Consider the following 24,928-nt stretch of genomic DNA (forward strand, 5'->3'; position numbering starts at 1 on the left):
CGCTATTTTTTAAAAATTATTGCGCATTAACCTATGGATGAACCCAAAGCAACACCATCGGAGGTGTTCACCATGAAACTCAACGTTATCGCCGCTACCGTCTTCGCCGCTGTGACCGCCCTCGCCGCCCAGGCCAGCTTCGCCGAAGAATCCCCGCTGATGCAGAACCGCATGCTGGAGCTGACCCAGAGCGCCCAGCAGCAAGTGACCGAGCAGGCGGCCAGCCACACCGTGGAAGCCACTGCCAAGCAAGGCTGACTCCGCCCCCGCCCGCTGCAGGTGACATCATGCCGTCCAGCCCTGTGCGAAAAGCCCGGCTTGTGGCCGGGCTTATCAAGGGCGACGGGATGTCCTCACTCGGCTGCAGCCACACCCTTGCGGTAGACCACCACTGCGCCCCGCGGGTCGTCCAGGCAGCGCTCCACCAACAGCGCCCAGCCCGCCCCGCCGTTCGCCAGGCAAGGCCGTACCACGCGGCTCGCCATGCCGGTATCGGGCAAACGCCTTCAGGCAAGGCCCGACGTGCTCCAGCCTCGCCTTCGCCGGGCGCCTCCCGAGCCCCCATCAATTTCCCTGATACACGAAAGCAACCGGCTTCGTTATTCAGCCGGCAGGGCGACAGCGACACTGAGCCATCGTTTCCACCCGCCCGGATCGCCACCATGAATCGCCAAGCCCACCGCTACGCTCGCAACGGCGCCCTCGCCGTCCTGGGGCTCTACACCATGGTGATCCTGGTCGTCATGGCACTGGCCGTCGGCTACGACAGCGCCCGCCGCGCACCGGTGGACAACATCGACCGAAGCGGACTCTTCACCCGCATCAACCAGGCGCTGCCGGTGGCCCTGCAGGGCCTGCAGAACTCCCTTCGCCCTCACTCCTGAGCCTTCCGGCTGGCGCAGCCGGCCAGCTTGTCCAACACTGTCCGCGTGAGCGTCTGCATCGTGGGGCGAACCGTCCCGCGCGCCAGCCAGTTGCGGGGGTCACCATGGGCCGTGTCATTGCATCCGCCGTCTACAGCAAGGGCCGCAAGGTCTCCGATATTCCCCTGGAGGACGGTTATCGCTGGGCCTGCCAGCCCGATCATTTTGTCTGGACGGGGTTGCAGGAGCCGACACCGGAAGAAATGTTCAACCTGCAGCGGCAGTTCAACCTGCACGAACTGGCCGTCTCCGACGCCCTGGAAAAGCACAGCCGACCGAAGCTGGAGACCTTCGGCGATGCGCTGTTCATGGTGATCTATTCGCCAATCCGCGCCGACAGTCGGCTGATGTTCGTGGAAACCCACCTGTTCGCCGGCATTGGCTACATCATCAGCGCCCGCCACGGCTTCTCGCAGTCCTATTCCCAGGTGCGCCAGCGTTGCGAGGCGCGGCCACTCCTACTGGCCCACGGCACCGACTTCGTGCTTTATGCCCTGCTCGACTTCGTGGTCAGCAACTACGAACCGGTGGTGGAAGCCATCCGCGGGGAAATCGAGGAAGTGGAGCAACAGGTGCTGCGCAAGTCGCTGACCCAGGAGCAGATCGAGAAGATCTACGGCCTGCGCCGCGAGGTGCTCAGGCTCAAGCACTATGCCGCACCCATGGTGGAGATCTGCCAGGAGCTGCAGCGCCTGGACTTCCCCTTCATCGACAAGCAGATGCGCCCCTACTTCCGCGACGTGGCGATCCATGTGAATCGCCTGCTGGAAGACCTCACCACCCTGCGCGACGTGGCCACCCAGACCATCGAGGTGGGGCTGGCGCTGGAGTCTTCACGGCAAAGCGTAGTGCAGCGCAAGTTCGCCGCCTGGGCGGCGATCCTCGCCTTTCCCACGGCGGTGGCCGGCATCTACGGCATGAACTTCGAATACATTCCGGAGTTGCACTGGCACTACGGCTACTTCCTGGTCATGGGCCTACTGGTGCTGGGCTGCGTCGGGTTGTACATCAGCTTCAAGCAGGCGGAGTGGCTCTGAGGCCTGGCCGGCCTCGCGGCCGGATCGCGGGCATGGCCCGCTCCTACAAGGACGACGCGGCAATATCCGGCGATCGTAGGAGCGGACCTTGTCCGCGAAATCCGTCGCGGCGGAATGCGCGCCCTCCGGAAGGACGCCTCAGCATGACGCCAGAACCCGTAGGAGCGGGCCATGCCCGCGATGGCGCCGAAAGGCGCAACCACACAAACGAAAACGCCGCTCGAATGAGCGGCGTTTTCATGGGACGCAGCAGGAATCAGGCAGCGTTCTGCTTCTTCTCGCGGCCCTGCTGCACGAAGCGCATCATCCACTCGCCCACGGCAGTGCCCTGGTGCGGACGAACGAGGCTGTCGATGCCGGACTGGAATACCGGCTCGCTGAACACGTGCTTGCGCAGTTCGAGTATCGCCTGGGAGTAATCGCTCTGGAACTCCGGGTGGCCCTGGAAGCACAGCACCTGGTCGCCAATGGCGTAGGCGGCGTTCGGGCAGAAATCGCTCGACGCGATACGGCGCGCGCCGTGGGGCAGTTCGGTGACCTGGTCCTGGTGGCTGACCAGCAGGGTCAGGCCATCGCCCGGCGCCGGGCTCATCCACTCCGGCTGCTCCTCGATGCGGTAGTCGTGGATGCCCACGCCCCAGCCCTGACTGGCGCGCTCGGCCTTGCCGCCCAGCACCAGGGCCAGCAACTGGTGGCCGAAGCACACGCCCAGCAGCTTGTCGCCACGCTGGTATCGCTCCAGCACATAGTCCTTGAGCTTCTGGATCCAGGGGTCGTCGCCGAAGGAGTCCGCCTTGCTGCCTGTCACCAGGTAGGCGTCGTACTTCTCATCGTCGGGCGGGTAATGCCCTTCCACCACGTTGTAGACCTTGAACTCGGCCGGAACGGGTTGCTTGGCGAACAGTTGCTGGAACATCCAGCCATAGCCTTTGTACTGGTCGATCAGCTCGGGGCGGAGGATGTCGGTTTCCAGAATGCAGATGTGCAACGACATGCAGGGGTGATTCCTGGGGGGTTAGCGGCTGATAAGAATGGTTTTCCTGGCACTGATGAAACGCGCGTGAAAATTACGCCCATTTTTTTCACCGCACAAGATGCCGAAGACGATTCTTGTGCAGGAATTTCAGGGGAAATACCGGAAAACCCGTCACCCTTCAATTGCGTGGACGCACAAGGGTGACGGCCGGTCGGCAAGGACTCAGCCCAGGGACAGCGTTCGCAGGATCGAGTTCGCGTCCCCCACTTGCGCATATTCGCCTTGCAGGTTGGCCAGGGACATGGCGTGGACCTCCTCCGCGCTGCGCCGCACACCGTTGAAATCGGGCTTGTCGAAGGCATAGCAGGCGTCCGCCACGACCCGCGTGGCGAAGCCCAGGTTGCCCGCCGTACGGGCCGTGGCCTCGACCGAGTTGTTGGTGCTGACGCCGCAGATCACCACCGAGTCGATGCCACGCACCCGGAGCCAGCGCTCCAGGCCGCTGTTGATGAAGGCGTCGGGGACGTTCTTCTCCACCACGTGCTCATGCTCCAGCGGCGCCAGCTCCTCCTGGAACTCCGCACCCGGCTGGCCCGGCCAAAAAGGCGAGCCGGGCGTGCGGGAGATGTGGCGGATGTGCACCAGTGGCCAGCCGGCCTGGCGCCACGCGGCCAGCAGTTCGCCGATGCGCTGCTCGGCCTGCGGGTTGTTGCGCGGCTCGGGGCTTTCGCGCATGCCTTTCTGCTGGTCGATGATCAACAGGGCGGGAGGTGTCATCGGGGCGATCCGTGCTGGTGGGAAGCCGTCATCCTACGGCCTGTGCGGGCAAGAAAAAACCGGCCATGGGACCGGCTTACTTCTGGTAGTGCACTTGAAACTTCGCGCCAGAACGTCCCCCTCACCCCAACCCTCTCCCAGAGGGAGAGGGGGCAGTTCGTGCCGGCTGACGCTGTAGTTTCATCCTGCGCCGAACGGTCCCCTCTCCCGCTTGAGGAGCGGGACGCGCAGTCAGGGTTAGGGTGAGGGGCTCTTGAGGAGCTGACTTAGAAGTTCTCCCCCCGCGCCGCCTTCTCCAGCAACAGTGCCGGCGGCAGGAAACGCTCGCCGTACTGCTCGGCCAGGTACTCGGCGCGGGCGACGAAGTCCTTCAGCCCGTACTGGTTGATGAACTGCAGCGCGCCGCCGCTCCAGGCGGCGAAGCCGATGCCGAAGATCGAGCCGATGTTGGCGTCGGCGGTGGAGGTCAGCACGCCCTCCTCCACGCAACGCACGGTCTCGATGGCCTGCACGAAGAGGATGCGGTCGCGCACATCCTCGGCGGAGATCTGCGCGTCGGCCTTCTCGAAGCGCTGCTTCAGCTCCGGCCACAGGTGCTTCCTGCCATTGGCGGGATAGTCGTAGAAACCGGCGCCAGCGGCTTTGCCGGGGCGCTTGTACTCCTTGACCATCAGGTCCACCACGGCGAAGGCCGGGTGCCTGGGCAACTGCTTGCCTTCGGCTTCCAGGTCCTTGCGGGTCTGCTCGCGGATGTGGGTCATCAGGCTCATCGATACTTCGTCGCTGATCGCCAGCGGGCCCACCGGCATGCCGGCCTGGCGCGCCTGGTTCTCGATCATCGCCGCCGACACGCCCTCGCCGAGCATGGCCAGGCCTTCGTTGGTGAAGGTGCCGAACACGCGGGAGGTGAAGAAGCCGCGACTGTCGTGAACGACGATCGGGGTCTTCTTGATCTGCAGGACGTAGTCGAAGGCGCGGGCCAGGGTGGAGTCGTCGGTCTTCTCGCCACGGATGATCTCCACCAGCGGCATCTTGTCCACCGGGCTGAAGAAGTGCAGACCGATGAACTTCTGCGGCTGCGCCACGGCTTCGGCCAGGCCGGTGATCGGCAGGGTCGATGTGTTGGAGGCGATCACCGCATCCGGCAGCGCGGCGCTTTCTGCGGCGGCGCTGACCTTGGCCTTCAGGCCACGGTCCTCGAACACCGCTTCGATGATCAGGTCGCAGCCCTCGAAATCGGCATCACTGGAGGTCGGCTTGATCAGCGCGAGGAAGGCGTCGCGCTTCTCGGCGCTCATCTGGCCCTTGCCGACCTTCTTGTCCAGCAGGCCGGCGGAGTAGGCCTTGCCCTTCTCTGCCGCTTCGAGGGAAACGTCCTTGAGCACCACCTCGATGCCGGCGGCGGCCGAAACGTAGGCGATGCCCGCGCCCATCATGCCGGCGCCAATCACCCCGACCTTTTTTGTTTGCTGCGGCGGGATGCCCTGCGGGCGGGACTTGCCGGCGTTGATCTCGTTGAGCTGGAACCAGAAGGTACCAATCATGTTCTTCGCCACCTGGCCGGTGGTCAGCTCGGTGAAATAGCGCGCCTCGATCAGCTGCGCGGTGTCGAAATCCACCTGCGCACCTTCGACGGCAGCGCACATGATCTTCTCCGGCGCCGGGAAGCAGCCCTTGGTCTTGTCGCGCAGCACGGACGGGGCGATGGCCAGCATCTGCGCCACAGCGGGGCTGGACGGCGTGCCGCCGGGAATCTTGTAGCCGGCGCTGTCCCAAGGTTGCTTGGCGGCCGGATTGGCGGCGATCCACTCGCGGGCCTTGGCCAGCATGTCTTCGCGGCTGGTGGCCAGCTGGTGGATAAGGCCGGCCTTGAGCGCCTGGTCCGGGCGCACCTTCTTGCCTTCGGCCAAGTACGGCAGCGCCTTCTCCAGGCCGAGCAGGCGCACCATGCGCACCACGCCGCCACCGCCGGGCAGCAGGCCCAGGGTGACTTCCGGCAGGCCGAGCTGGACGTGGCTTTCATCCAGGGCGATGCGGTGATGGCAGGCCAGGCAGATTTCCCAGCCGCCGCCCAAGGCTGCACCGTTGATGGCGGCGACCACGGGCTTGCCGAGGGTCTCCAGGCGACGCAGCTGGCCCTTGATAACCAGGATGCCTTCGTAGAAAGCCTGGGCATCAGCCTTGGTCACCTTGATCAGTTCATTGAGGTCGCCGCCGGCGAAGAAGGTCTTCTTCGCCGAGGTGATCACCACGCCAGCGATCGAATCCTTTTCGGCTTCCAGGCGCGCCACGGTGGCGGCCATGGCCTCGCGGTACACACCGTTCATGGTGTTGGCGCTCTGGCCGGGCATGTCCATGGTCAGGACGACAATGTTGTCCTGGCCTTTCTCGTAACGGATGGCGTCAGTCATTTTTGTTCTCTTCCCAGGGTGGGAGACCTGTAGGAGCGAGCTTGCTCGCGAAGCTCTGGGAGGTTCGCGAGCAAGGACTAGGCGTCCCCCTCGCTCCTACAAGATCAGATTCGTTCGATAATCGTCGCAATGCCCATGCCGCCGCCCACGCAAAGGGTGGCCAGGCCGTAGCGCAGGTTGCGCCGCTCCAGCTCATCCAGCAGGGTGCCGAGGATCATGCAGCCGGTGGCGCCCAGCGGGTGGCCCATGGCGATGGAGCCGCCGTTGACGTTGACCTTGCTCTCCGGCACGCCCATGTCCTTCATGAACTTCATCACCACCGAGGCGAAGGCTTCGTTGACCTCGTAGAGGTCAATGTCCTCGGCCTTGAGCCCCGCCTTGGCCAGCGCCTTGCGGGTCGCCGGCGCGGGGCCGGTGAGCATGATGGTCGGGTCGGTGCTGGTCACCGCGGTGGCGACGATGCGCCCGCGGGCCTTCAGGCCCAGCTCGCGGCCCTTGGCCTCGGAACCGATGAGCATGGCGGCGGCGCCGTCGACGATGCCGGAGCTGTTGCCCGGTGTGTGCACGTGCTCGATGCGCTCGACGAAGCTGTACTTGCGCAGCGCGGTGGCATCGAAGCCCATCTGCCCCATCATCTCGAAGCTGGGCTTGAGCGCGCCGAGGCCTTCGAGGGTGGAATCGGCGCGGATGAATTCGTCATGGTCGAGCAGGACGATGCCGTTCTGGTCGGTCACCGGCACCAGGGATTTGGCGAACAGGCCTTCGGCGCGGGCCTTGGCGGCCTTCTGCTGGGAGCGCAGGGCGAAGGCATCGACGTCAGCGCGGCTGAAGCCTTCCAGGGTGGCGATCAGGTCGGCGCCGATACCCTGGGGGACGAAGCTGGTGTGCAGGTTGGTTTCCGGGTCCAGCGCCCAGGCGCCGCCGTCGGAGCCCATGGGCACGCGGGACATGGACTCCACGCCGCCGACCACCACCAGGTCCTCGAAGCCCGAGCGCACCTTCATGGCGCCCAGGTTGACCGCCTCCAGGCCCGAGGCGCAGAAGCGGTTGATCTGCACGCCGGCCACCTGTTCGTCCCAGTCGGCCACCAGCGCGGCGGTCTTGGCGATGTCCGCGCCCTGGTCGCCCACCGGGGTCACGCAGCCCAGGACGATGTCGTCGACCTGGGCGGTATCGAGCTGGTTGCGCTGCTGCAGCGCACGCAGGACACCGGCCATCAGGTTGACCGGTTTGACGCTGTGCAGCGCTCCGTCCTTCTTGCCTTTGCCGCGGGGAGTACGCACCGCGTCGTAAATGAATGCTTCGGTCATGGCGTTCTCTCTTAGAGTTGTCGTCACGCAGGCGTGGCGTGTCGGCCTACCTTAGCGGCGTGGCGGACACCGACAATGACCGCAGCGCTCAGGCGCATTGACCGCCACGCTCAACCTCCGACCGGCGGGCCGGAGGGCGAAGGCTCTGGAAAAGGCCTGCGCAAAATGCCGGACAAACGGTCGACAGGCGGGCCAGAGCTGTCACGCGCTGTTCATATAGATGGAATATGCCTGGAACTGCAGGACTTGCTGCCAGATGGTCTAAGCCCACGTCGCACTAGGCTTAGACTCCATTTGGCAGACACTGCGAAGAGTGCCGCTGCCGGGTTTTGCCGGGGCGGTCAGAAGCCAAGGCGCTGGCTCCACTGCCGACAGGCCGTGAGTGCGGATCGGAACCGCGCCAACAACAAGAAAGGCGGAAGGCCATGATGGATCATCAACAATCGAGAAAATGGCGTCAGGCTAGCCTGATCGTCTTTGCCACCACTGTTGTACTGATCATCCCCAATCTGAGTCGTCTGGTCGGTTAGGGACAACACACCAACGATCCCGTTGCTGCGCACCGCGTGCCGCTATCAGCGAGCCACGGTCAACGCAGCGCGGGAGTCACCTCCCCACATCCCCACCTTCTGCTATGGTTCGCCGGCCCTCCCCGTTCACGGAACCGAACCTCCATGCGTCCACTGCTGCTGTCCTTGCTGCTGCTCTGCCCCACGTCCTTCGCCGCCACCCTGACCCTTGAACTGCCCGATGGCCAGCATCGCCTGACCACCGAGCAACTGCTGGCCAATCCCAAGGCGCAGGACATCGAGATTCCCGCCGACGTCTCCTACAACCGCACCATGCACTACCGCGCCGTGCCCCTGGCCGCGCTGCTGGATGGCGTGAAGTCCGCCGATCACCTGCAGGCGGTAGCACTGGATGGCTTCGCCGCCGAACTACCGGCCGCGCCGCTGCTGGCGGAAAAAGGCTCGCGCGCCTGGCTGGCCATCGAGCAGGCCGACAAACCCTGGCCGCCGCTGGCCGAGGGCAAGCCGTCCGCCGGGCCGTTCTACCTGGTATGGACCGATCCGAAAGCCGCCGGCATCGGCCCGGAGCAATGGCCCTTCCAGGTCGCCAGCATCCGCTACCTCAAACCGCTGGCCGAGCGTTTCCCGACCCTGCTACCCGCCAAGGACGCCTCAAAACCGGTGCAGGCCGGCTTCGCCCAGTTCCAGAAAAACTGCCTGGCCTGCCACCGCCTGAACGGCGCCGGCGACTCGCAGTTCGGCCCGGACCTGAACCTGCCGCACAACCCTACCGAGTACTTCGCCGCCGGCTACCTCAAGCAGTACATCCGCGACCCGCAGAGCCTGCGGCACTGGCCGGAGGCGCGGATGAAGGGCTTCGCCGCTGATGTCGTCAGCGACAAGGAGCTGGACCAGATCGTCGCCTACCTGAAGCACATGGCGGGACGGAAGGTGAAGGCTGGCAGTTGACTGCACGCCGGAGTGAACCTGTAGGAGCGGGCCATGCCCGCGATCGCGCGCATGGCGCGCTCCTACAGGGTGTGGCGATTTTCAGCTCGTAGGGCGCATACCGCGCCCTACGAAACTATCACCGGCGGGCGTAGGAGCGGACTCCGTCCGCGATTGATTTACCCCGGTTCCCTGGCCGGCCGGAGCGGCGATAAGTCGATCGCGGACAGAGTCCGCTCCTACCAGAGCACTCCGCCCCAAATCCATCATCAGTGCCAGTAATCCCCCGGCGGCGCCGGCAGCTCGCCCAGCAGTTGGCGCAGCCCCGCCCCCCACTGGCTGCGAATCCCCTCGAAGTACGGGTCGCCCTCCTGGATACGGTAGCCCGCCGGCACCTCCAGGCTGCCCTCGCGGTACACCAGCAGGTCCAGCGGCATGCCCACCGAGAGGTTGCTGCGGATGGTCGAGTCGAAGCTGATCAGCGCACAGCGCAGGGCCTGTTCCAGCGGGGTGGCGTAGCTCATGGCGCGGTCGATGATCGGCTTGCCGTACTTGCTCTCGCCGATCTGGAAGTAAGGCGTGTCGCGGGTGGATTCGATGAAATTGCCCTGCGGGTAGACGTTGAACAGGCGCGGCACTTCCTCGCCGATCTGCCCGCCGACCAGGAACGAGCTACCCAGGTCGACGCCCTGGTTCTGGCCGATGTTCTCGTCGTGGTCGACCACCTCGCGCAGCGTCGAACCCACGAGACGCGCAGCCTCGAACAGGTTCTCCACCGTGCCCAGGTTCGGCTCGTCGCTGCCCATGCGCTGGCGCAGCACGCTGATGACCGACTGCGAAGTGGCCAGGTTGCCGGCGCTCTGCACCACGATCAGGCGCTCCCCCGCCGTGCCGAAGATGTGCAGCTTGCGGAACACGGCGATGTTGTCGACGCCGGCGTTGGTGCGCGAATCGGAAACGAAGACCAGGCCCTGGGTGAGGTTCATGGCGACGCAGTAGGTCATGGCTTTCTCATGGCAGCGGGAACTGGCACCGATCTTATGCCGGTGCCGATGCTTGTGCCATGCATCCTCACTGCTGCGCCTGCTGCATCTGCTGCATCTGCTGCATCTGCTGCAGGTGCCCCGGCGCCACGGTAACGCGGGCGTGCATCTGCTCCCCACCGCCGCCCCGACGCATGCCGCGCACCGGGCAGGCGTCGAGGTAGTCCAGGCCTACCGCCAGCTTCAGGTGACGCTCGGGGCGGTCCAGCACGTTGGTCACGTCGAAGCTGTACCAGGCGTCGTCCAGCCAGGCCTCGGCCCAGGCATGGCTGGCGAGATGGTCCTCGACATCGGTGTAGAGGTAGCCGGAGACATAGCGCGCCGGTACGCCGAGGTGGCGCAGGCAGGCGAGGAAGACGTGGGCATGGTCCTGGCAGACGCCCTGCCCGGCCGCGAAGGCCTCGGCGGCGGTGCTGTCCACCTGGGTCGAGCCGGGCACATAGGCGATGCGTTCGTTCAAGGCCTGCATCAGGCGGATCATTGCCTTGCGGTCGCGGCGCTCGGCGCACTGGGCGCGGGCGAATTCCTGCAACGCGCCGTCGGCCTGGGTCAGGCGGGTGCTGCGCAGGAACGGCAGCGGCGACAGGTGATCGTGCTCGCGCTCGTTCTCCTCGTCGATTTCCACGTGGCCGTGGGCGGCGATGACGATGGCCTCGTGGGGCTCGTCCAGGGTCAGCACATGGAGAATGTTGCCATACGCATCGCGCTGCGGGTGCGCAGGGCGAGGCAGGTGCAGTTGCCAGTCGAGCACGTGCTGGCGCTCGCTTTCCTGGGGGGTCAGGCGCAGGTACTGGATGCTCGCGCGCACCTGGTCTTCGTAGCGGTAGGTGGTGTCATGGCGGATGGAGAGTTTCATGCGGCCTCCAGGTACGAGCTGTGAATGGCGTTGGCGAGCTGGCGGACCAGCCCGATATGGTCGGTGATCCAGGGATGCAGGCCGCTGCCCAGCACTTCGTCGATGCCGGTGTAGCGCACCCGCGCCTCCAGCTCGGCGGCCAGGCGCTGGGCCGGGCGGCCGTTGGCGCCGGGCAGGCTGGCGAGGATCTGGCGCAGTTCCTCGGCGCAGGCCAGCAGCGAGCGCGGCACATCCTCGCGCAGCAGCAGGAGTTCGGCGATGTTCCGCGCGTTGAGCGCATCGCGGTACAGCTCGGTGTAACCCTCGAAGGCCGACAGCGCGCGCAGCAGCGCCGTCCACTGGTAGTAGCCGCGCGCCGAACCCTCGGCCGGGCCGGCGCCGTGCTCGCCCAGTACCTGCTGGCGGGCATCGAGCAGGCGCAGGGTGTTGTCGGCGCGCTCGATGTAGGTGCCCAGGCGAATGAAGTGGAAGGCGTCGTTGCGCATGCTGGTGCCGAAGGTGGCGCCGCGGAACAGGTGCGAGCGGTCCTTCACCCACTCGCAGAAGTGGCTGATGCCATAGCGCAGCAGCCCCTGCTGGGCGATATCGCGCATCTCCAGCCAGGTGGCGTTGATGTTCTCCCACATGTCGGTGGTGATCCGTCCGCGCACCGCATGGGCGCCAGCGCGGGCCGCGCCAAAGCAGGAGTAGATGCTCGCCGGGTTCTGCGCATCCAGGGCGAAGAAGTTCAGCAGGCGCTCGGCGTGCGGCTCGCCGTGGCGGGCGAGGTAGGCATCGAGGTTGCCGGTGATCAGCAGTGGCATGGCCAGTTCTTCCAGGCCATCGCCACGGCCGTCCTGGGGCATCATCGACAGCGAGTAGGACACGTCGAGCATGCGCGCGAGGTTCTCGGCGCGCTCCAGGTAACGGGACATCCAGTACAGATCGGAAGCGGTACGGCTCAGCATGATCAGTCCTCCACCACCCAGGTGTCCTTGGTACCGCCGCCCTGTGACGAGTTGACCACCAGCGAGCCCTCGCGCAGCGCCACGCGGGTCAGCCCACCGGGCACCAGGCGCACGTTGTCCGGTGCGGACAGCACAAAGGGCCGCAGGTCGATGTGACGCGGGGCGATGCCGTTCTCGACGAAGGTCGGGCAGGTCGACAGACTCAGCGTCGGCTGCGCGATATAGGCCTCCGGCCGCGCCATCAGGCGGGCGCGGAAGGCTTCGATCTCGGCGCTGCTGGCGGCCGGCCCGACCAGCATGCCGTAGCCGCCGGAGCCCTGGGCTTCCTTCACCACCAGCTCGGGCAGGTGCGCCAGCACGTGGGACAGGTCCTGCGGGCGGCGGCACTGCCAGGTCGGCACGTTGTGCAGGATGGGTTCCTGGTCGAGGTAGAAACGGATCATCTCCGGCACGTAGGGGTAGACGGATTTGTCGTCGGCCACCCCGGTGCCGATGGCGTTGGCCAGCACCACGTTGCCCGCGCGATAAGCGGCCAGCAGGCCGGGCACGCCGAGCATGGAGTCGGGGTTGAAGGCCAGCGGGTCGAGGAAGTCGTCGTCGACCCGCCGGTAGATCACGTCCACCGGCATCGGGCCGGCGGTGGTGCGCATGTAGACGCGCTCGTCGCGGACGAACAGGTCGGCGCCCTCCACCAGCTCCACGCCCATCTCGCGGGCGAGGAAGGCGTGCTCGAAGTAGGCGCTGTTGAAGCGGCCGGGCGTCAGTACCACCACGCAGGGCTGCTCCACTTCGCTGGCCTGGCGCAGGGTGTCGAGCAGCAGGTTCGGGTAGTGGTCGATGGGCGCGATGCGCTGGGCGCCGAACAGCTCGGGGAACAGGCGCATCATCATCTTGCGGTTCTCCAGCATGTAGGAGACGCCGCTGGGGGTACGCAGGTTGTCCTCGAGGACGTAGTAGGCGCCGTTGCCGTCGCGCACCAGGTCGATGCCGGCGATGTGCGCGTAGACGTTGCCGGGTACGTCCAGGCCCTGCATGGCGAGCTGGTACTGGTCGTTGGCCAGGACCTGCTCGGGCGGGATCAGGCCTTCCTTGAGGATGCGCTGGTCGTGGTAGAGGTCGGCGAGGAACAGGTTGAGCGCCTGCACCCGCTGGATGCAGCCGGCCTCGATGATCTTCCATTCGCTGGCGGGAATGCTGCGCGGGATGGTGTCGAAGGGGATCAGGCGCTCGGTGCCCTGGTCGTCGCCATAGAGGGTGAAGGTGATCCCGGCGCGGTAGAACAGCAGGTCGGCCTCGCGGCGGCGCTGTTGCAACTGTTCGCCGGGCATGTCCGCCAGCCAGCGGGCGAACTCCGTGTAGTGCGGTCGGCAGGCGCCAGCGGCGTCATGCATTTCGTCATAGAACACCCGAGCCATTTTCTACTCCTTGTTGCCGCTCATCCTCGGATGGGAAGGACACCGCAAGGCCCGTGCCAGAGGTCGATTTCCTGTTGATTCAATAACTTGCAAAGGCTGCCCGAACACCCCGCACCCGCTTGGTGCGCTTTGCCGGCCGCTACGCCCCGGCGCGCCCCGTTTGGGGCCGCGATGGCCGGCGGGCGGGGCTTTGCGGGGCACAGGGGCTTTCTTGTCAGTCTCCGGGGCCGGAACTACGCTGCAAGAGCCCCTCCCGATAGGGCACATCGCTATCAACCAGGTGCCGACCTTACGGCGCGGTTCGGCCGCAGAGGCTCCGACAACGAAGAACAACAGGAGTCGACTCATGTCATCAGTGCATTTGTCTTCAGGGAAAGTCGCGGCGCTGGCCTTCGCCTGCGCCAGCCTGCTCGGCAGCGCCTCCCTCCAGGCCGCCGAGGCGCTCAAGCAACTGGGCCAACCCGAAGGCGCCCTCGACATCATCGCCTGGCCCGGCTACATCGAACGCGGCGAGAGCGACAAGAACTACGACTGGGTGACCCAGTTCGAGAAGGACACCGGCTGCAAGGTCAACGTGAAGACCGCCGCCACTTCCGACGAGATGGTCAGCCTGATGGCCAAGGGCGGCTACGACCTGGTCACCGCCTCCGGCGATGCCTCCCTGCGGCTGGTCTACGGCAAGCGCGTGCAGCCGATCAACATCGCCCTGGTGCCCAACTGGAAGAACGTCGACCCGCGCCTGCAGAACGCGCCGTGGCACACGGTGGACGGCAAGCACTACGGCACGCCCTATCAGTGGGGCCCGAACGTGCTGATGTACAACACCAAGGTCTTCCCCAAGGCGCCGCTGAGCTGGAGCGTGGTGTTCAGCGAGCAGAAGCTGCCCGACGGCAAGAGCAACAAGGGCCGTGTGCAGGCCTACGATGGGCCGATCTATATCGCCGACGCCGCGCTCTACCTGAAGACCACCAATCCCGCCCTGGGCATCCAGGACCCCTACGAGCTCAACGAGGAACAGTACGCCGCCACCCTCAAGCTGCTGCGCGACCAGCAGAAGCTGATCCACCGCTACTGGCATGACGCCACGGTGCAGATGAGCGACTTCAAGAACGAGGGCGTGGCCGCGTCCGGCTCCTGGCCGTACCAGGTCAACGCGCTGGTGGGCGAGAAGCAGCCGATCGAATCGACCATCCCGGTCGAAGGGGTGACCGGCTGGGCCGACACCACCATGATGCACGTCGACGCCAAGCACCCGACCTGCGCCTACAAGTGGCTGAACTGGTCGCTGGAACCCAAGGTGCAGGGCGACGTGGCCGCCTGGTTCGGCTCGGTGCCCGCCTCACCCGCCGGCTGCACCGGCAGCCAGTTGCTCGGTCCGCAGGGCTGCGCCACCAACGGCTATGACCAGTTCGACCGCATCGCCTTCTGGAAGACCCCGCAGGCCAAGTGCGCCCAGGGGCAGTGCGTGCCATACAGCCGGTGGACGCAGGACTACATCGCGATCATGGGCGGGAGGTGATCCCCCGGCACTGACCGCTTTTCTGTAGGAGCGAGCTTGCTCGCGAACAGCCCCGCAGCGGGTTCGCGAGCAAGCTCGCTCCTACGAAGAGCCCCCTCCCGAGCACCCTCGCCCCCATGCGCTACCTTTTCTGATGCAGCCCCGCCACTCAGGTAGCCAGCAGCATGCCCACAGCCGTCCAGTTCACCGAGGTGAGCCGTCACTACGGCGACGTCCGCGCCGTCGACCGGGTGTCCATCGAGATCCGTGATGGCGAGTTCTTCTCCATGCTCGGCCCGTCGGGCTCGGGCAAGACCACCTGCCTGCGCCTGATCGCCGGCTTCGAGCAGCCGACTTCGGGCTCCATCCGTATTCATGGCCATGAAGCCGCCGGCCTGCCGCCCTACGAGCGCGACGTCAACACCGTGTTCCAGGACTACGCGCTGTTCCCGCACATGAACGTGCTGGACAACGTGGCCTACGGCCTCAAGGTGAAGGGCGTGGCCAAAACCGAACGCCTGAAACGCGCCGAGGAAGCCCTGGGCATGGTCGCCCTGGGCGGCTACGGCTCCCGCAAGCCGGCGCAGCTCTCCGGCGGCCAGCGACAACGCGTGGCGCTGGCCCGCGCCCTGGTGAATCGCCCGCGCGTGCTGCTGCTGGACGAACCCCTCGGGGCACTGGACCTCAAGCTGCGCGAGCAGATGCAGGTGGAGCTGAAGAAGCTGCAGCGCCAGCTGGGCATCACCTTCATCTTCGTCACCCACGACCAGGGCGAGGCGCTGTCCATGTCCGACCGCGTGGCGGTGTTCAACAAGGGCCGCATCGAGCAGGTCGACACCCCGCGCAACCTCTACATGAAACCGGCCACGCGCTTCGTCGCCGAGTTCGTCGGCACCGCCAACGTGCTGCGCGGCGACCTCGCCCAGCGCCTGCTCGGCGAAACCCGGCCGCACTCCCTGCGCCCCGAGCACGTACGCTTCGGCCGTGCCGGCGACGGCGAGCTGGAAGTCAGCGGCACCCTGTTCGACGTGCAGTACATGGGCGCCAGCAGCCGCTACGAGATCGAACTGGATAACGGCGGCCGCCTGGTCGCGGCCCTGCCCAATGGCGAACGCGAGGAGCAGCGGCCGAAACCGGGCGACACGGTCACCGCCCATTGGGCACGCAGCGCGCTGGTCCCGCTGCTCGAGGAGCCCGCGCCGTGAGGGCGATCTCCAGTTTCCTCTACCGGCGCAGTACGCTGTACCTGCTGATGCTGCTGATTCCGCCGCTGCTGTGGTTCGGGGTGATCTACATCGGCTCGCTGTTCGCCCTGCTCTGGCAGAGCTTCTACACCTTCGACGACTTCACCATGGCGGTAACGCCGGAGCTGACCCTGGCCAACTACAAGGCGCTGATCAACCCGGCCAACTACGACATCGTGCTGCGCACCCTGGGCATGGCCATCAGCGTCTCCATCGCCAGCGCCATCCTCGCCTTCCCCATCGCCTACTACATGGCGCGCTACGCCGGGCCCAAGGAAAAGGCCTTCTTCTACATCGCGGTAATGCTGCCGATGTGGGCCAGCTACATCGTCAAGGCCTATGCCTGGACCGTGATCCTGGCCAAGGGCGGCATCCTTTACTGGGTGATCGAGCGCCTGCACCTGCTCGCTCCGCTCGGCCTGTTGCTGGACGTGCCCGGCGTCGGCGGCAACACCCTGTCCACCTCGCACATCGGGCGCTTCTGGGTGTTCACCTACATCTGGCTGCCGTTCATGATCCTGCCGATCCAGGCCTCGCTGGAACGCCTGCCGCCGTCGTTGCTGCAAGCCTCGGCGGACCTCGGCGCGCATCCGCGGCAGACCTTCTTCCAGGTGGTCCTGCCGCTGGCGTTTCCCGGCGTGGTGGCCGGCTCGATCTTCACCTTCAGCCTGACCCTGGGCGACTTCATCATCCCCCAGCTGGTGGGCCCCAGCGGGCTGTTCATCGGCACCATGGTCTACGTGCAGCAGGGTGCAATCGGCAACATGCCGCTGGCAGCGGCCTTCACCCTGGTGCCCATCGTTCTGATCGCCGTGTACCTGTCCATCGCCAAGCGGCTGGGGGCCTTCGATGCGCTCTGACGCACATTCCACGGATCGCCCCTCCTGGTTCCTGCGCCTGGCTGCCTGGGGTGGGCTGGTGTTCCTGCACTTCCCGATCCTGGTGATCCTGCTTTACGCCTTCAACACCGAGGAGTCCGCCTACAGCTTCCCGCTGCAGGGCTTCACCCTGAAGTGGTTCAGCATCGCTTTCCAGCGCGGCGACGTGCTCGACTCCATCTGGCTGTCGGTGAAGATCGCCTGCGTGGCCACGCTGATCGCCATGGTCCTTGGCACGCTGGCCGCCGGCGCGCTGTACCGCCGCGACTTCTTCGGCAAGGAGAGCATCTCGCTGATGCTGATCCTGCCCATCGCCCTGCCCGGCATCATCACCGGTATCGCCCTGCTCTCGGCATTCAAGACCCTCGGCATCGAGCCGGGCTTCCTGACCATCGTCATCGGCCATGCGACCTTCTGCGTGGTGATCGTCTACAACAACGTCATCGCCCGCTTCCGCCGCACCTCGCACAGCCTGATCGAGGCCAGCATGGACCTGGGCGCCGACGGCTGGCAGACCTTCCGCTACATCATCCTGCCGAACATCGCCACGGCGCTGCTGGCCGGCGGCATGCTGGCCTTCGCCCTGTCGTTCGACGAGATCATCGTCACCACCTTCACCGCCGGCCACGAGCGCACCCTGCCGCTGTGGCTACTCAACCAGCTGACCCGCCCGCGCGACGTGCCGATCACCAACGTGGTGGCGATGCTGGTGATGCTCGCCACCATGCTGCCGATCCTCGGCGCCTACTACCTGACGCGCGGGACCAGCGACGTGGCGGGGAGTGGGAAATGACTCTTGGCGTTTTGCGAAACGCCCTCTCCCCAGCCCTCTCCCTGAAGGGAGAGGGAGCATCCGTGCAGCGGGATACCACTGTGCAGAGGACAGCCCCCTCTCCCTCCGGGAGAGGGTTGGGGTGAGGGGAAACCCATTGAAGGAGGAGCCCCCATGCAAACCAAACTCCTGATCAACGGCCAGTTCATCGCCGGCGAAGGCGAGAAGCTGGACATCCTCAACCCCGCCACCGGCGAGGTGCTCGGGCAGATCGCCGAGGCCAGCGAAGCGCAGGTGGACGCCGCCGTACGCGCCGCCGACCATGCCTTCGACAGCTGGTCGCAGACCGCGCCGAAGGACCGCGCCATGCTCCTGCTGCGCCTGGCCGACCGCATCGAGGAGCACGCCGAGGAGCTGGCCCGCCTGGAATCCGACAACTGCGGCAAGCCCTACTCCGCCGCGCTGAACGACGAGATCCCGGCCATCGCCGACGTGTTCCGCTTCTTCGCCGGCGCCTGCCGCGTGCTGCCCGGCTCCGCCGCCGGCGAATACCTGCCCGGTTTCACCTCGATGATCCGCCGCGACCCGGTGGGCGTGGTCGCCTCCATCGCGCCGTGGAACTACCCACTGATGATGGCCGCCTGGAAACTCGGCCCGGCCCTGGCCGCCGGCAACTGCGTGGTGCTCAAGCCCTCGGAACAGACCCCGATGACCGCGCTGCGCGTGGCCGAATTCATCGCCGAGCTGTTCCCCGCCGGGGTGGTCAACCTGGTCTTCGGCCGTGGCCCGACCGTAGGCTCGCCACTGGTGAGCCACGACCTGGTACGCATGGTTTCCCTCACCGGCTCGGTGGGCACCGGCAAGGCGATCATCAGGAGTGCCGCCGACAGCGTGAAGCGCCTGCACATGGAACTGGGCGGCAAGGCCCCGGTGATTGTGTTCGACGACGCGGACCTTGCGGACGTGGTGGCCGGCATCCGCACCTTCGGCTTCTACAACGCCGGCCAGGACTGCACCGCCGCCTGCCGCATCTATGCCGGCAAGAAGATCTACGACAACTTCGTCGCCGACCTGGCCAGCGCCGTCGGCAGCCTGAAGACGGGGCTGCAGAACGACCCGAACACCGAACTCGGCCCACTGATCACCGCGGCGCAGCGCGAGCGCGTCTCCGGCTTCGTCGAACGGGCCAAGGCCAGCCCGCACATCCGCATCGCCACCGGCGGCAACATCGTCAGCGGCAAGGGCTTCTTCTACGAACCGACGGTGGTGGCCAATGCCGAGCAGGACGACGAGATCGTCCGCCGCGAGGTGTTCGGCCCGGTGGTCTCGGTGACGCCCTTCAGCGATGCGGACGAGGCGGTGCGCTGGGCCAACGACTCCGACTACGGTCTCGCCTCCTCGGTCTGGACCCGCGACGTCGGCCGCGCCTCACGGGTAGCCGCGCGCCTGCAGTACGGCTGCACCTGGGTGAATACCCACTTCATGCTGTGCAGCGAAATGCCCCACGGCGGCTTCAAGCAGTCCGGCTACGGCAAGGACCTGTCGATGTACGGCCTGGAGGACTACACCGTGGCGCGGCACATCATGATCAAGCATTGAAGCGGCTGGGTACGTGACACGTAGGATGGGTGGAGCGCAGCGATACCCATGCTGACGGAAGCGCGGCATCGATGGGTATCGCTGCGCTCCACGCCATCCTACAAAGTGCGCCATGCACCATGGGTGTGAAGCGAGGCGCCGATCAAACCAACCCGGCCAGCTTCAGCCAATGGCTGTAGAACCCTTCCGCCACCCGGTTCATCGCCGCGACCTTCTGCGGCAGCTCGGCCAGCATCACCTCCGCGCTTTCCTGGCTCGGCTGGCTGGGGTCGAGGTATTCCGGCCAGCCATTGATCCAGCCGCTCACCAGTTCCTCGGTCATCTCCGGGTGTCCCTGCAGGCCGAGGATGCGCTCGCCAAAGCTGAAGGCCTGGTTCTCGCACCAGGGGCTGGAAAGCAGGTGCGTCGCACCCTCGGGCAGGTCGAAGGTATCGCCGTGCCACTGGTAGATCGGGAATTCGTCCGGCAAGTGCGCCAGCCACGGGCTCTGCGACTCCAGGCGACGCATCGGCTGCCAGCCCATTTCGGTGTAGGGCAGACGACGGATGTCCGCGCCCAGCGCCTTGGCCAGCAATTGCCCACCCAGGCAGTGGCCGATCATCGGCACGTCGCGCTCGATGAAACGGCGGATCGCCGCGATTTCCGTACGCAGCCACGGCGTATCGTCATTGACACTCATCGGCCCGCCCATGATCGCGACCGCCCTAGGCCGCTCCAGGTCATAGCCCTGCAGCTCATCGAGGTCGGCGCGGCGCACCTCGAACGACAGGCCGCAACGGTCCAGCACCGTGGCCAGGTGGCCCGGCGGGCAGAAATCGACGTGGGTCAGAATCAGAATATCGGTCATGGTCACCTCCGCACGGCAGTCTGCCGTATCGAGAAGTCGCCATAAACCCCGGCGTACCCGCACGTAAACCGCGCCGTCACGGTGGGTGACGGCGCGTATGCGGTTGCGGGTAGACAATCATGGCCGTCAGTCGACGGCCCGGAACGCGTTGCTGCTAGGGACGCAGGGAACTCACTTCCTGGGTCACGCCCCAGCCGTCCAGAACACCTCCCAGCGGCGCCACGACTTCCTCCAGGTCGTGTTCGAAGGCGCCGATGCCCGCGTGGGTCGCGAACATCACCTTGCTGATCTGCAGGCTCCACCCACCATCGTCGCGGGCTTCGACCTGCGCTCTCAGCGACTCGCCGCGGAATTGCCGGGCGGCCTTACGGGCATTCTGTTCATCGGGAAAGATGGCGAAAAAATCGATGGGATGAATGCGAGCGAAATCGAAGCCACCCTCCTTCATCCGGCGCAACACGTTGACGCTGATATCCTCCGAGAGGGGCTTTTCCATGGTACGCACCTCCTTTCGAGACGTTCAGAGTTTATTTCCCGCCAACGAACGCCCCTTGCCGGCGGCAAGGATGCGTTCCGGGCACCTCTATGTGCCACAGGAAACGCCAAGTCAAACAACGTCCCCCCATTGGAAGCCAGATCCGCCGAACACGCTGAAAGGCACTATCCCTTGGCGGATTGCGAAGGCTACCTCACCAGCGTAGCGCCTCTGCCGGCGAGTTGCCGCTACTTCACCGTTTCAGCCCGGGCAGCGGCGACAGGCGGCAATTCGGCACGACCGGTACCCGGCACCAGCACGCCCAGCACGCCCAGCACAAGGTCGCAGCGCCGCGCAGGTTTCAGCCGAAGACCAACACCCACGGCTGAAACAGCCTGAAACACTATCCGCCCAGGGCCAGGCAGATGCCGGTCATCAGCACCCCGAGGGCGGTGAAGCCCAGCGAGGACTTCCACGGCGAGCCGCCGGCCCAGCGCGCCAAGCGCCACCCCAGGATGAACAGCATGGCCAGCCCGATCGACTGGGCGGCGCGCAAGGCCAACAGGTCGTCAGGAACCAGCAGCAACGGCAGGATGATCGGGAAGGTGGCGACGAAGGTATGCGAGCCCAGCACCAGCCAGGCCAGCCAGTGCTCGCGGCCCAGCCTCGGCGCCGCGCCGGTTCCCATCCCGGAGGCCAGCAGATTACGGTGCATGCGCTGCACCTCGTCGGGCAACATGCCATCGACCACCACGTCGGGAAGAAAGTCGCGCAGGCCGTCGCGGAAGCAGGCCTCCTGTTCCGCCCCGCGCAGGGCATGCAGACGCTCGTGGGCATGATCCAGGCGGACACGGATGCCCACCAGGGTCATCATCGCGTCGACCATTCCCCAGGCCAGGTTGCAGCCCAGCGCGGCGACGATCAGGTCGTAACGCCCGGCGCCGTCGGCGGCGGCGGGAATGACCGAGATGATGGTCAAGGCCATGACCACGCCAAAAGCCCCTTCGCTGAGGCGATCGAAAGGACTTGTGACATCGTTCCAGGCCTGTTGCCAGGCCGCTTTCCAGGAAAGGCGGGGGCGCTGCATGGAGCAGATTCCTTGAAGACCGTACGAACCGGCGCCGCATCCACGGCGCCGGCGTGGGAGTCTACGAGGCTCCGGCCGTCACGGGCAGCCCCTCGATGAAAATCGCGCAAAGCCTTGAGACAGAGCGTGCGCGATCTCTCGCGGCGAATCTCAGGCGCGGCTGAGCCAGGCCATCACCCAGCGATTGAGCGCCGGCGGCGACAGCTGGCCGGACCAGTACATCGCCCGGAACAGCGCGCCAATGGGCCGGTGCACCGCCCGGCTCTGCGCCTGGCGCCAGGCCGCCTGGGCGATGTCCTCGGCGCTCAGGGTCACGCCCAGCCGGCGCAGTACCGGCGGCTCGACCGCTTGGCTGGCGACCATCGGCGTGCGCACGAAGGGTGGCATCAGGTCGGCGACGCGAATGCCGTGCTCGCGCCACTCCAGCTCCAGCGCCTCCGTCAGCCCGCGAATGGCGAACTTGGAGGCGGAATAGCTGGCCATCTGCGGCACGCCGTACAGTCCCGAGGCCGAGCCCATGTTCAGCACCTGCGCGCCCGGCGTGCGCTTGAGGTATGGCAGCGCGGCATGGCAGCAGTTGAGCACGCCCTGCACGTTGATCGCGATGATGCGCTGGTGATCGGCCAGGCTGATGTCCTCGAAGCGGCCGAAGCGCAGGATGCCCGCGCAGTTGAACAGCAGGCGCAGACCGCCGTCGCTGTCTTCGGCGTATTCGCGTACGGCGGCAGTCACCGCCTCGGCATCGGTGACATCCAGCGCACGCCGCCAGGCGCCGCCGAGCTCCACGGCAAGCGCCGCCAGCGGCTCGGGGTTCAGGTCGAGCAGGCCGACGCGCCAGCCACGCTGGTGGAAGAGCCTTGCGGTAGCGGCGCCAATGCCCGAGGCGGCGCCGCTGATCAGGATGTTGTTCATCCACGCACTCCCTGCAGATGTTGGGCAACGAAACTGGCGACATCCTGCAGGGCGCGGTCGGCCACCTTCAGCACCCCGGCGTGGGCCTGGAATACGTGCCAGCAGTTCGGGAAGCGCTGCAGCTTCACCACGGCGCCATGGCGCCGAGCGGCATCGGCAAAACGCAGGCTATCGTTGCGCAGCACTTCATCCTCGCCGACCTGGATCAGCAGCGGCGGCAGGCCGGTGAGATCGGCATACAGCGGCGACAGCTGCGCATCACCGCGAGGCACGCCGGGCGGGCAGAACATCGCCATGGCGCTGTCGATCCAGGCGCGGGTAATCAGGGGATCGCCCGCCGCCGGTGCGTGCAGGTGCTCGGAAGTCAGGTCAGTCACCGGCGAGAAGGTCACCAGCGCACCGGGCGCCGGCAGGCCGAGCGCCTTCGCTTGCAGCGCCAGTTGCAGGGTCAGGTGGCCGCCGGCGGAATCCCCGGCAATGGCAATGGCCGAAGACGGGATGCCCTTGTCCAGCAGCGCGCGGTAGGCCGCCACCGCATCATCACGCTGGGCCGGGAACGGGTGCTCCGGCGCCAGGCGGTAATCCAGCGCCCAGACCTCCGCCTGGCAGAGCCGCGCCAGGTTGGCGGTGATGGCCCGGTGGGTGGCCGGCGAGCCGACCAGATAGGCGCCGCCGTGCAGGTAGAGGATCACCGTCCCCGCCCTGCCCTCGCGGGGCCGCCAGACTTCGCAGGGCAGCCCGCCCAGAGTCGTCTGCTCGCGCTGCACGCCACGCGGCGTCAGGGTCGCGGCGGTCAGCCCGCGCAGCAGCGCGCGCTGCGCCTGCACCGGCAACTGCGGCCCCATCAGGCCGCGGAACAGCAGGTTGAGCAGGCCGCGCAAGGCAGCGGTGAGGATCTTCTGGCCAAGGGACAGCGGCACCTGCGGTTCAACGGATGCAGTCATAGTCGGCGAACTCCGGCTGACGAGTCTGTTGGCGATAGCGGAAGGTGAAGCCCGGCCAGTTGACGGTATTGCGCCCGCTGGCAGTCTTGTACCAGCTGTTGCAGCCGCGTTCCCAGATGGTATGGCGCAACTCGTGCTGCAGGTGCTGGTTGAAACGCTGCTGCACCTGGGGTTTCACGTCCAGGTACTTCAGGCCCTCGCGGCGGATCCGCTGCAGGCAGCCGAGCACGTAGGGAAACTGGCTTTCCAGCATGTAGATGATCGAGTTGTGCCCCAGGTTGGTGTTCGGCCCGTAGAGGATGAACAGGTTGGGGAAGCCGCTGACACTGATGCCCTTGTAGGCCTCGGCGCCCTCTTTCCACGCCTGGTTCAGCTCGCGCCCGCCGAGGCCCTGGACGCGCATCGGCGCGAGGAACTCGGTGGCGGCGAAACCGGTGCCGTAGATGATGGTATCCACCGGATGGCGCTGGCCGTCGCGGGTGACGATGGCGTCCTCGGTGACTTCGCGGATGCCGGTATCCACCAGCTTCACATTGCTGCGCGCCAGCGCCGGGTAGTAGTCGTTGCTGATCAGGATGCGCTTGCAGCCCAGCGGATAATCCGGCTCCAGCCGCGCGCGCAGGCCGGCGTCGGGAATGCCCCGCTGCAGGTGACGATGGAAGCTCAGGCGCATCACCTTCATCAGCGGCGGGAACACGGTGAAGGCCAGCGCCCGCGCCTCGTGCTGGATGTACTTGAGCCCACGATCGAGCCGTTGCAGCCACGGCAGGCGCGCCTTCAGGCTGCGCTCCCAGGCGGCATAGGGACGGTCCGGCTTGGGAATCACATAGGCCGCACTGCGCTGGAACAGCAGCAGTTCAGCCACCTTCGGCGCGATCTGCGGAACGAACTGGATGGCGCTGGCGCCTGTGCCGATCACCGCCACGCGGCCGCCTTGCAGCTTCGCCTGGTCATCCCACTGCGCGGAGTGGAAGGCCTTGCCCTGGAAACGCTCGATGCCAGGCAGATGCGGAATCAGTGGCCGGCTCAGTTGGCCGAGGGCACAGACCAGCGACTGGGCGCGCAGCACCTCGCCATTGGCGCAGGTCACCCGCCACTCCCCGGCCGCCTCGTCGAAGCTCGCCGCGCTGACTTCGCAGTGGAAGCGGATGCGTTCGCGCAGGCCGTACTTGTCCGCGCAGTGCCGGGCGTAGTCGAGAATTTCCGCCTGCGGGGCGAACTTGCGCGACCAGTCGGCCTTGGGCTCGAAGGAGAAGGAATACAGGTGCGAAGGCACGTCGCAGGCGGCGCCGGGATAGCGGTTCTCGCGCCAGCAACCGCCGACGTCGCCGGCTTTTTCGAGGATCAGGAAGTCGTCGATGCCTTCCTGCTTCAGACGGATTGCCAGGCCCAGGCCGGCGAAGCCCGCGCCAATGATCAGCACGCGCACGGCAGCCGACCCGGGGGAAGTGTTTGTCATTGTTGTGCTCCCGGTGGTGTTCCCGCCCGATGGCGGATGGGAACATCCTAGGGCTTCATTC

Annotated in this window: 23 protein-coding genes; 9 read left to right on the forward strand and 14 right to left on the reverse strand. The window is 66.3% G+C overall.

All coding sequences use genetic code 11. From position 1 onward, the window contains the following. Positions 1–72 precede the first annotated feature (72 nt). The 3 genes from ACQ5BL_RS21340 to ACQ5BL_RS21350 all read left to right on the forward strand — a co-directional run bounded on the left by ACQ5BL_RS21340 (position 73) and on the right by ACQ5BL_RS21350 (position 1,960). Complete coding sequence (locus ACQ5BL_RS21340; RefSeq protein ID WP_207887164.1) at positions 73–258, forward strand: hypothetical protein; 186 nt, start codon at positions 73–75, stop codon at positions 256–258. A 404-nt stretch (positions 259–662) separates the two neighbouring features. Continuing rightward, a complete protein-coding gene (locus ACQ5BL_RS21345) occupies positions 663–884 on the forward strand; it encodes a hypothetical protein (RefSeq protein WP_243806987.1) in 222 nt (73 codons plus the stop codon). Between the two features lie 104 nt (positions 885–988). Continuing rightward, on the forward strand, positions 989–1,960 hold the full coding sequence (locus ACQ5BL_RS21350) for a magnesium and cobalt transport protein CorA (protein ID WP_243806988.1): 972 nt from the start codon (positions 989–991) through the stop codon (positions 1,958–1,960). A 256-nt stretch (positions 1,961–2,216) separates the two neighbouring features. Here ACQ5BL_RS21350 and ACQ5BL_RS21355 read toward each other — a convergent pair whose 3' ends face one another. The 4 genes from ACQ5BL_RS21355 to ACQ5BL_RS21370 form a co-directional block, all read right to left on the reverse strand. Then, complete coding sequence (locus ACQ5BL_RS21355) at positions 2,217–2,954, reverse strand: amidotransferase (RefSeq protein WP_207887161.1); 738 nt, start codon at positions 2,952–2,954, stop codon at positions 2,217–2,219. A gap of 204 nt (positions 2,955–3,158) precedes the next feature. After that, the gene (locus tag ACQ5BL_RS21360) at positions 3,159–3,713 is read right to left on the reverse strand and encodes a cysteine hydrolase family protein (RefSeq protein WP_243806989.1); all 555 of its coding nucleotides are present in this window, start codon (positions 3,711–3,713) and stop codon (positions 3,159–3,161) included. Positions 3,714–3,979: 266 nt separating this feature from the next. Continuing rightward, positions 3,980–6,124, reverse strand: a complete 2,145-nt coding sequence (locus tag ACQ5BL_RS21365; RefSeq protein ID WP_243806990.1) for a 3-hydroxyacyl-CoA dehydrogenase NAD-binding domain-containing protein — start codon at positions 6,122–6,124, stop codon at positions 3,980–3,982. Positions 6,125–6,228: 104 nt separating this feature from the next. Beyond that, complete coding sequence (locus tag ACQ5BL_RS21370) at positions 6,229–7,434, reverse strand: acetyl-CoA C-acetyltransferase (protein ID WP_243806991.1); 1,206 nt, start codon at positions 7,432–7,434, stop codon at positions 6,229–6,231. A gap of 674 nt (positions 7,435–8,108) precedes the next feature. On the opposite strand from ACQ5BL_RS21370, the gene ACQ5BL_RS21375 reads away from it, so the two are divergent. Then, positions 8,109–8,912 carry a cytochrome c gene (locus ACQ5BL_RS21375; protein ID WP_243806992.1) on the forward strand — a complete coding sequence of 268 codons (804 nt, stop codon included), beginning with the start codon at positions 8,109–8,111 and terminating at the stop codon, positions 8,910–8,912. Positions 8,913–9,160: 248 nt separating this feature from the next. Here the strand turns inward: ACQ5BL_RS21375 and ACQ5BL_RS21380 are convergent, their stop codons facing one another. From ACQ5BL_RS21380 to ACQ5BL_RS21395, 4 genes are all read right to left on the reverse strand, one after another. Then, positions 9,161–9,895 (reverse strand): proteasome-type protease, encoded by a 735-nt coding sequence (locus tag ACQ5BL_RS21380; protein ID WP_243806993.1) that lies wholly within the window; start codon positions 9,893–9,895, stop codon positions 9,161–9,163. A 67-nt stretch (positions 9,896–9,962) separates the two neighbouring features. Further along, complete coding sequence (locus ACQ5BL_RS21385; protein WP_243806994.1) at positions 9,963–10,790, reverse strand: transglutaminase family protein; 828 nt, start codon at positions 10,788–10,790, stop codon at positions 9,963–9,965. Next, positions 10,787–11,737, reverse strand: a complete 951-nt coding sequence (locus tag ACQ5BL_RS21390; RefSeq protein WP_243806995.1) for an alpha-E domain-containing protein — start codon at positions 11,735–11,737, stop codon at positions 10,787–10,789. The genes ACQ5BL_RS21385 and ACQ5BL_RS21390 overlap by 4 nt, the downstream gene beginning before the upstream one ends. Positions 11,738–11,739: 2 nt before the next feature. Further along, entirely contained in the window at positions 11,740–13,152 is a 1,413-nt protein-coding gene (locus tag ACQ5BL_RS21395; RefSeq protein WP_207887153.1) for a circularly permuted type 2 ATP-grasp protein, read from the reverse strand. 346 nt (positions 13,153–13,498) lie between these two features. Here ACQ5BL_RS21395 and ydcS point away from each other — a divergent pair, with 346 nt between their 5' ends. The 5 genes from ydcS to ACQ5BL_RS21420 all read left to right on the forward strand — a co-directional run bounded on the left by ydcS (position 13,499) and on the right by ACQ5BL_RS21420 (position 19,143). Beyond that, entirely contained in the window at positions 13,499–14,671 is a 1,173-nt protein-coding gene (gene ydcS / locus ACQ5BL_RS21400) for a putative ABC transporter substrate-binding protein YdcS (RefSeq protein WP_243806996.1), read from the forward strand. A gap of 164 nt (positions 14,672–14,835) precedes the next feature. After that, positions 14,836–15,855, forward strand: a complete 1,020-nt coding sequence (locus tag ACQ5BL_RS21405) for an ABC transporter ATP-binding protein (protein WP_430293235.1) — start codon at positions 14,836–14,838, stop codon at positions 15,853–15,855. 47 nt (positions 15,856–15,902) lie between these two features. Next, positions 15,903–16,754 carry an ABC transporter permease gene (locus ACQ5BL_RS21410; RefSeq protein WP_243807054.1) on the forward strand — a complete coding sequence of 284 codons (852 nt, stop codon included), beginning with the start codon at positions 15,903–15,905 and terminating at the stop codon, positions 16,752–16,754. Next, the gene (locus ACQ5BL_RS21415) at positions 16,744–17,565 is read left to right on the forward strand and encodes an ABC transporter permease (RefSeq protein ID WP_243806998.1); all 822 of its coding nucleotides are present in this window, start codon (positions 16,744–16,746) and stop codon (positions 17,563–17,565) included. The genes ACQ5BL_RS21410 and ACQ5BL_RS21415 overlap by 11 nt, the downstream gene beginning before the upstream one ends. A gap of 153 nt (positions 17,566–17,718) precedes the next feature. Continuing rightward, positions 17,719–19,143: a gamma-aminobutyraldehyde dehydrogenase gene (locus ACQ5BL_RS21420; protein ID WP_243806999.1), complete on the forward strand. Its 1,425-nt coding sequence runs from the start codon at positions 17,719–17,721 to the stop codon at positions 19,141–19,143. 142 nt (positions 19,144–19,285) lie between these two features. Here the strand turns inward: ACQ5BL_RS21420 and ACQ5BL_RS21425 are convergent, their stop codons facing one another. The 6 genes from ACQ5BL_RS21425 to ACQ5BL_RS21450 form a co-directional block, all read right to left on the reverse strand. After that, positions 19,286–19,990 (reverse strand): type 1 glutamine amidotransferase, encoded by a 705-nt coding sequence (locus tag ACQ5BL_RS21425; RefSeq protein ID WP_243807000.1) that lies wholly within the window; start codon positions 19,988–19,990, stop codon positions 19,286–19,288. Positions 19,991–20,144: 154 nt separating this feature from the next. Continuing rightward, positions 20,145–20,486 carry a ribonuclease E inhibitor RraB gene (locus ACQ5BL_RS21430; protein ID WP_207887148.1) on the reverse strand — a complete coding sequence of 114 codons (342 nt, stop codon included), beginning with the start codon at positions 20,484–20,486 and terminating at the stop codon, positions 20,145–20,147. Positions 20,487–20,868: 382 nt separating this feature from the next. Then, positions 20,869–21,552, reverse strand: coding sequence for a hypothetical protein (locus ACQ5BL_RS21435; protein WP_243807001.1), 684 nt, complete (start codon positions 21,550–21,552; stop codon positions 20,869–20,871). Positions 21,553–21,702: 150 nt separating this feature from the next. Next, positions 21,703–22,464, reverse strand: coding sequence for an SDR family oxidoreductase (locus ACQ5BL_RS21440; protein ID WP_243807002.1), 762 nt, complete (start codon positions 22,462–22,464; stop codon positions 21,703–21,705). Then, positions 22,461–23,408, reverse strand: a complete 948-nt coding sequence (locus ACQ5BL_RS21445) for an alpha/beta hydrolase (RefSeq protein ID WP_243807003.1) — start codon at positions 23,406–23,408, stop codon at positions 22,461–22,463. The genes ACQ5BL_RS21440 and ACQ5BL_RS21445 overlap by 4 nt, the downstream gene beginning before the upstream one ends. After that, entirely contained in the window at positions 23,392–24,867 is a 1,476-nt protein-coding gene (locus ACQ5BL_RS21450) for a flavin-containing monooxygenase (protein ID WP_243807004.1), read from the reverse strand. Before ACQ5BL_RS21450 ends, ACQ5BL_RS21445 begins: the two co-directional genes overlap by 17 nt. Positions 24,868–24,928: the final 61 nt, after the last annotated feature.

Source organism: Pseudomonas sp. B1-22 (assembly GCF_050474425.1).
GTDB lineage: Bacteria > Pseudomonadota > Gammaproteobacteria > Pseudomonadales > Pseudomonadaceae > Pseudomonas.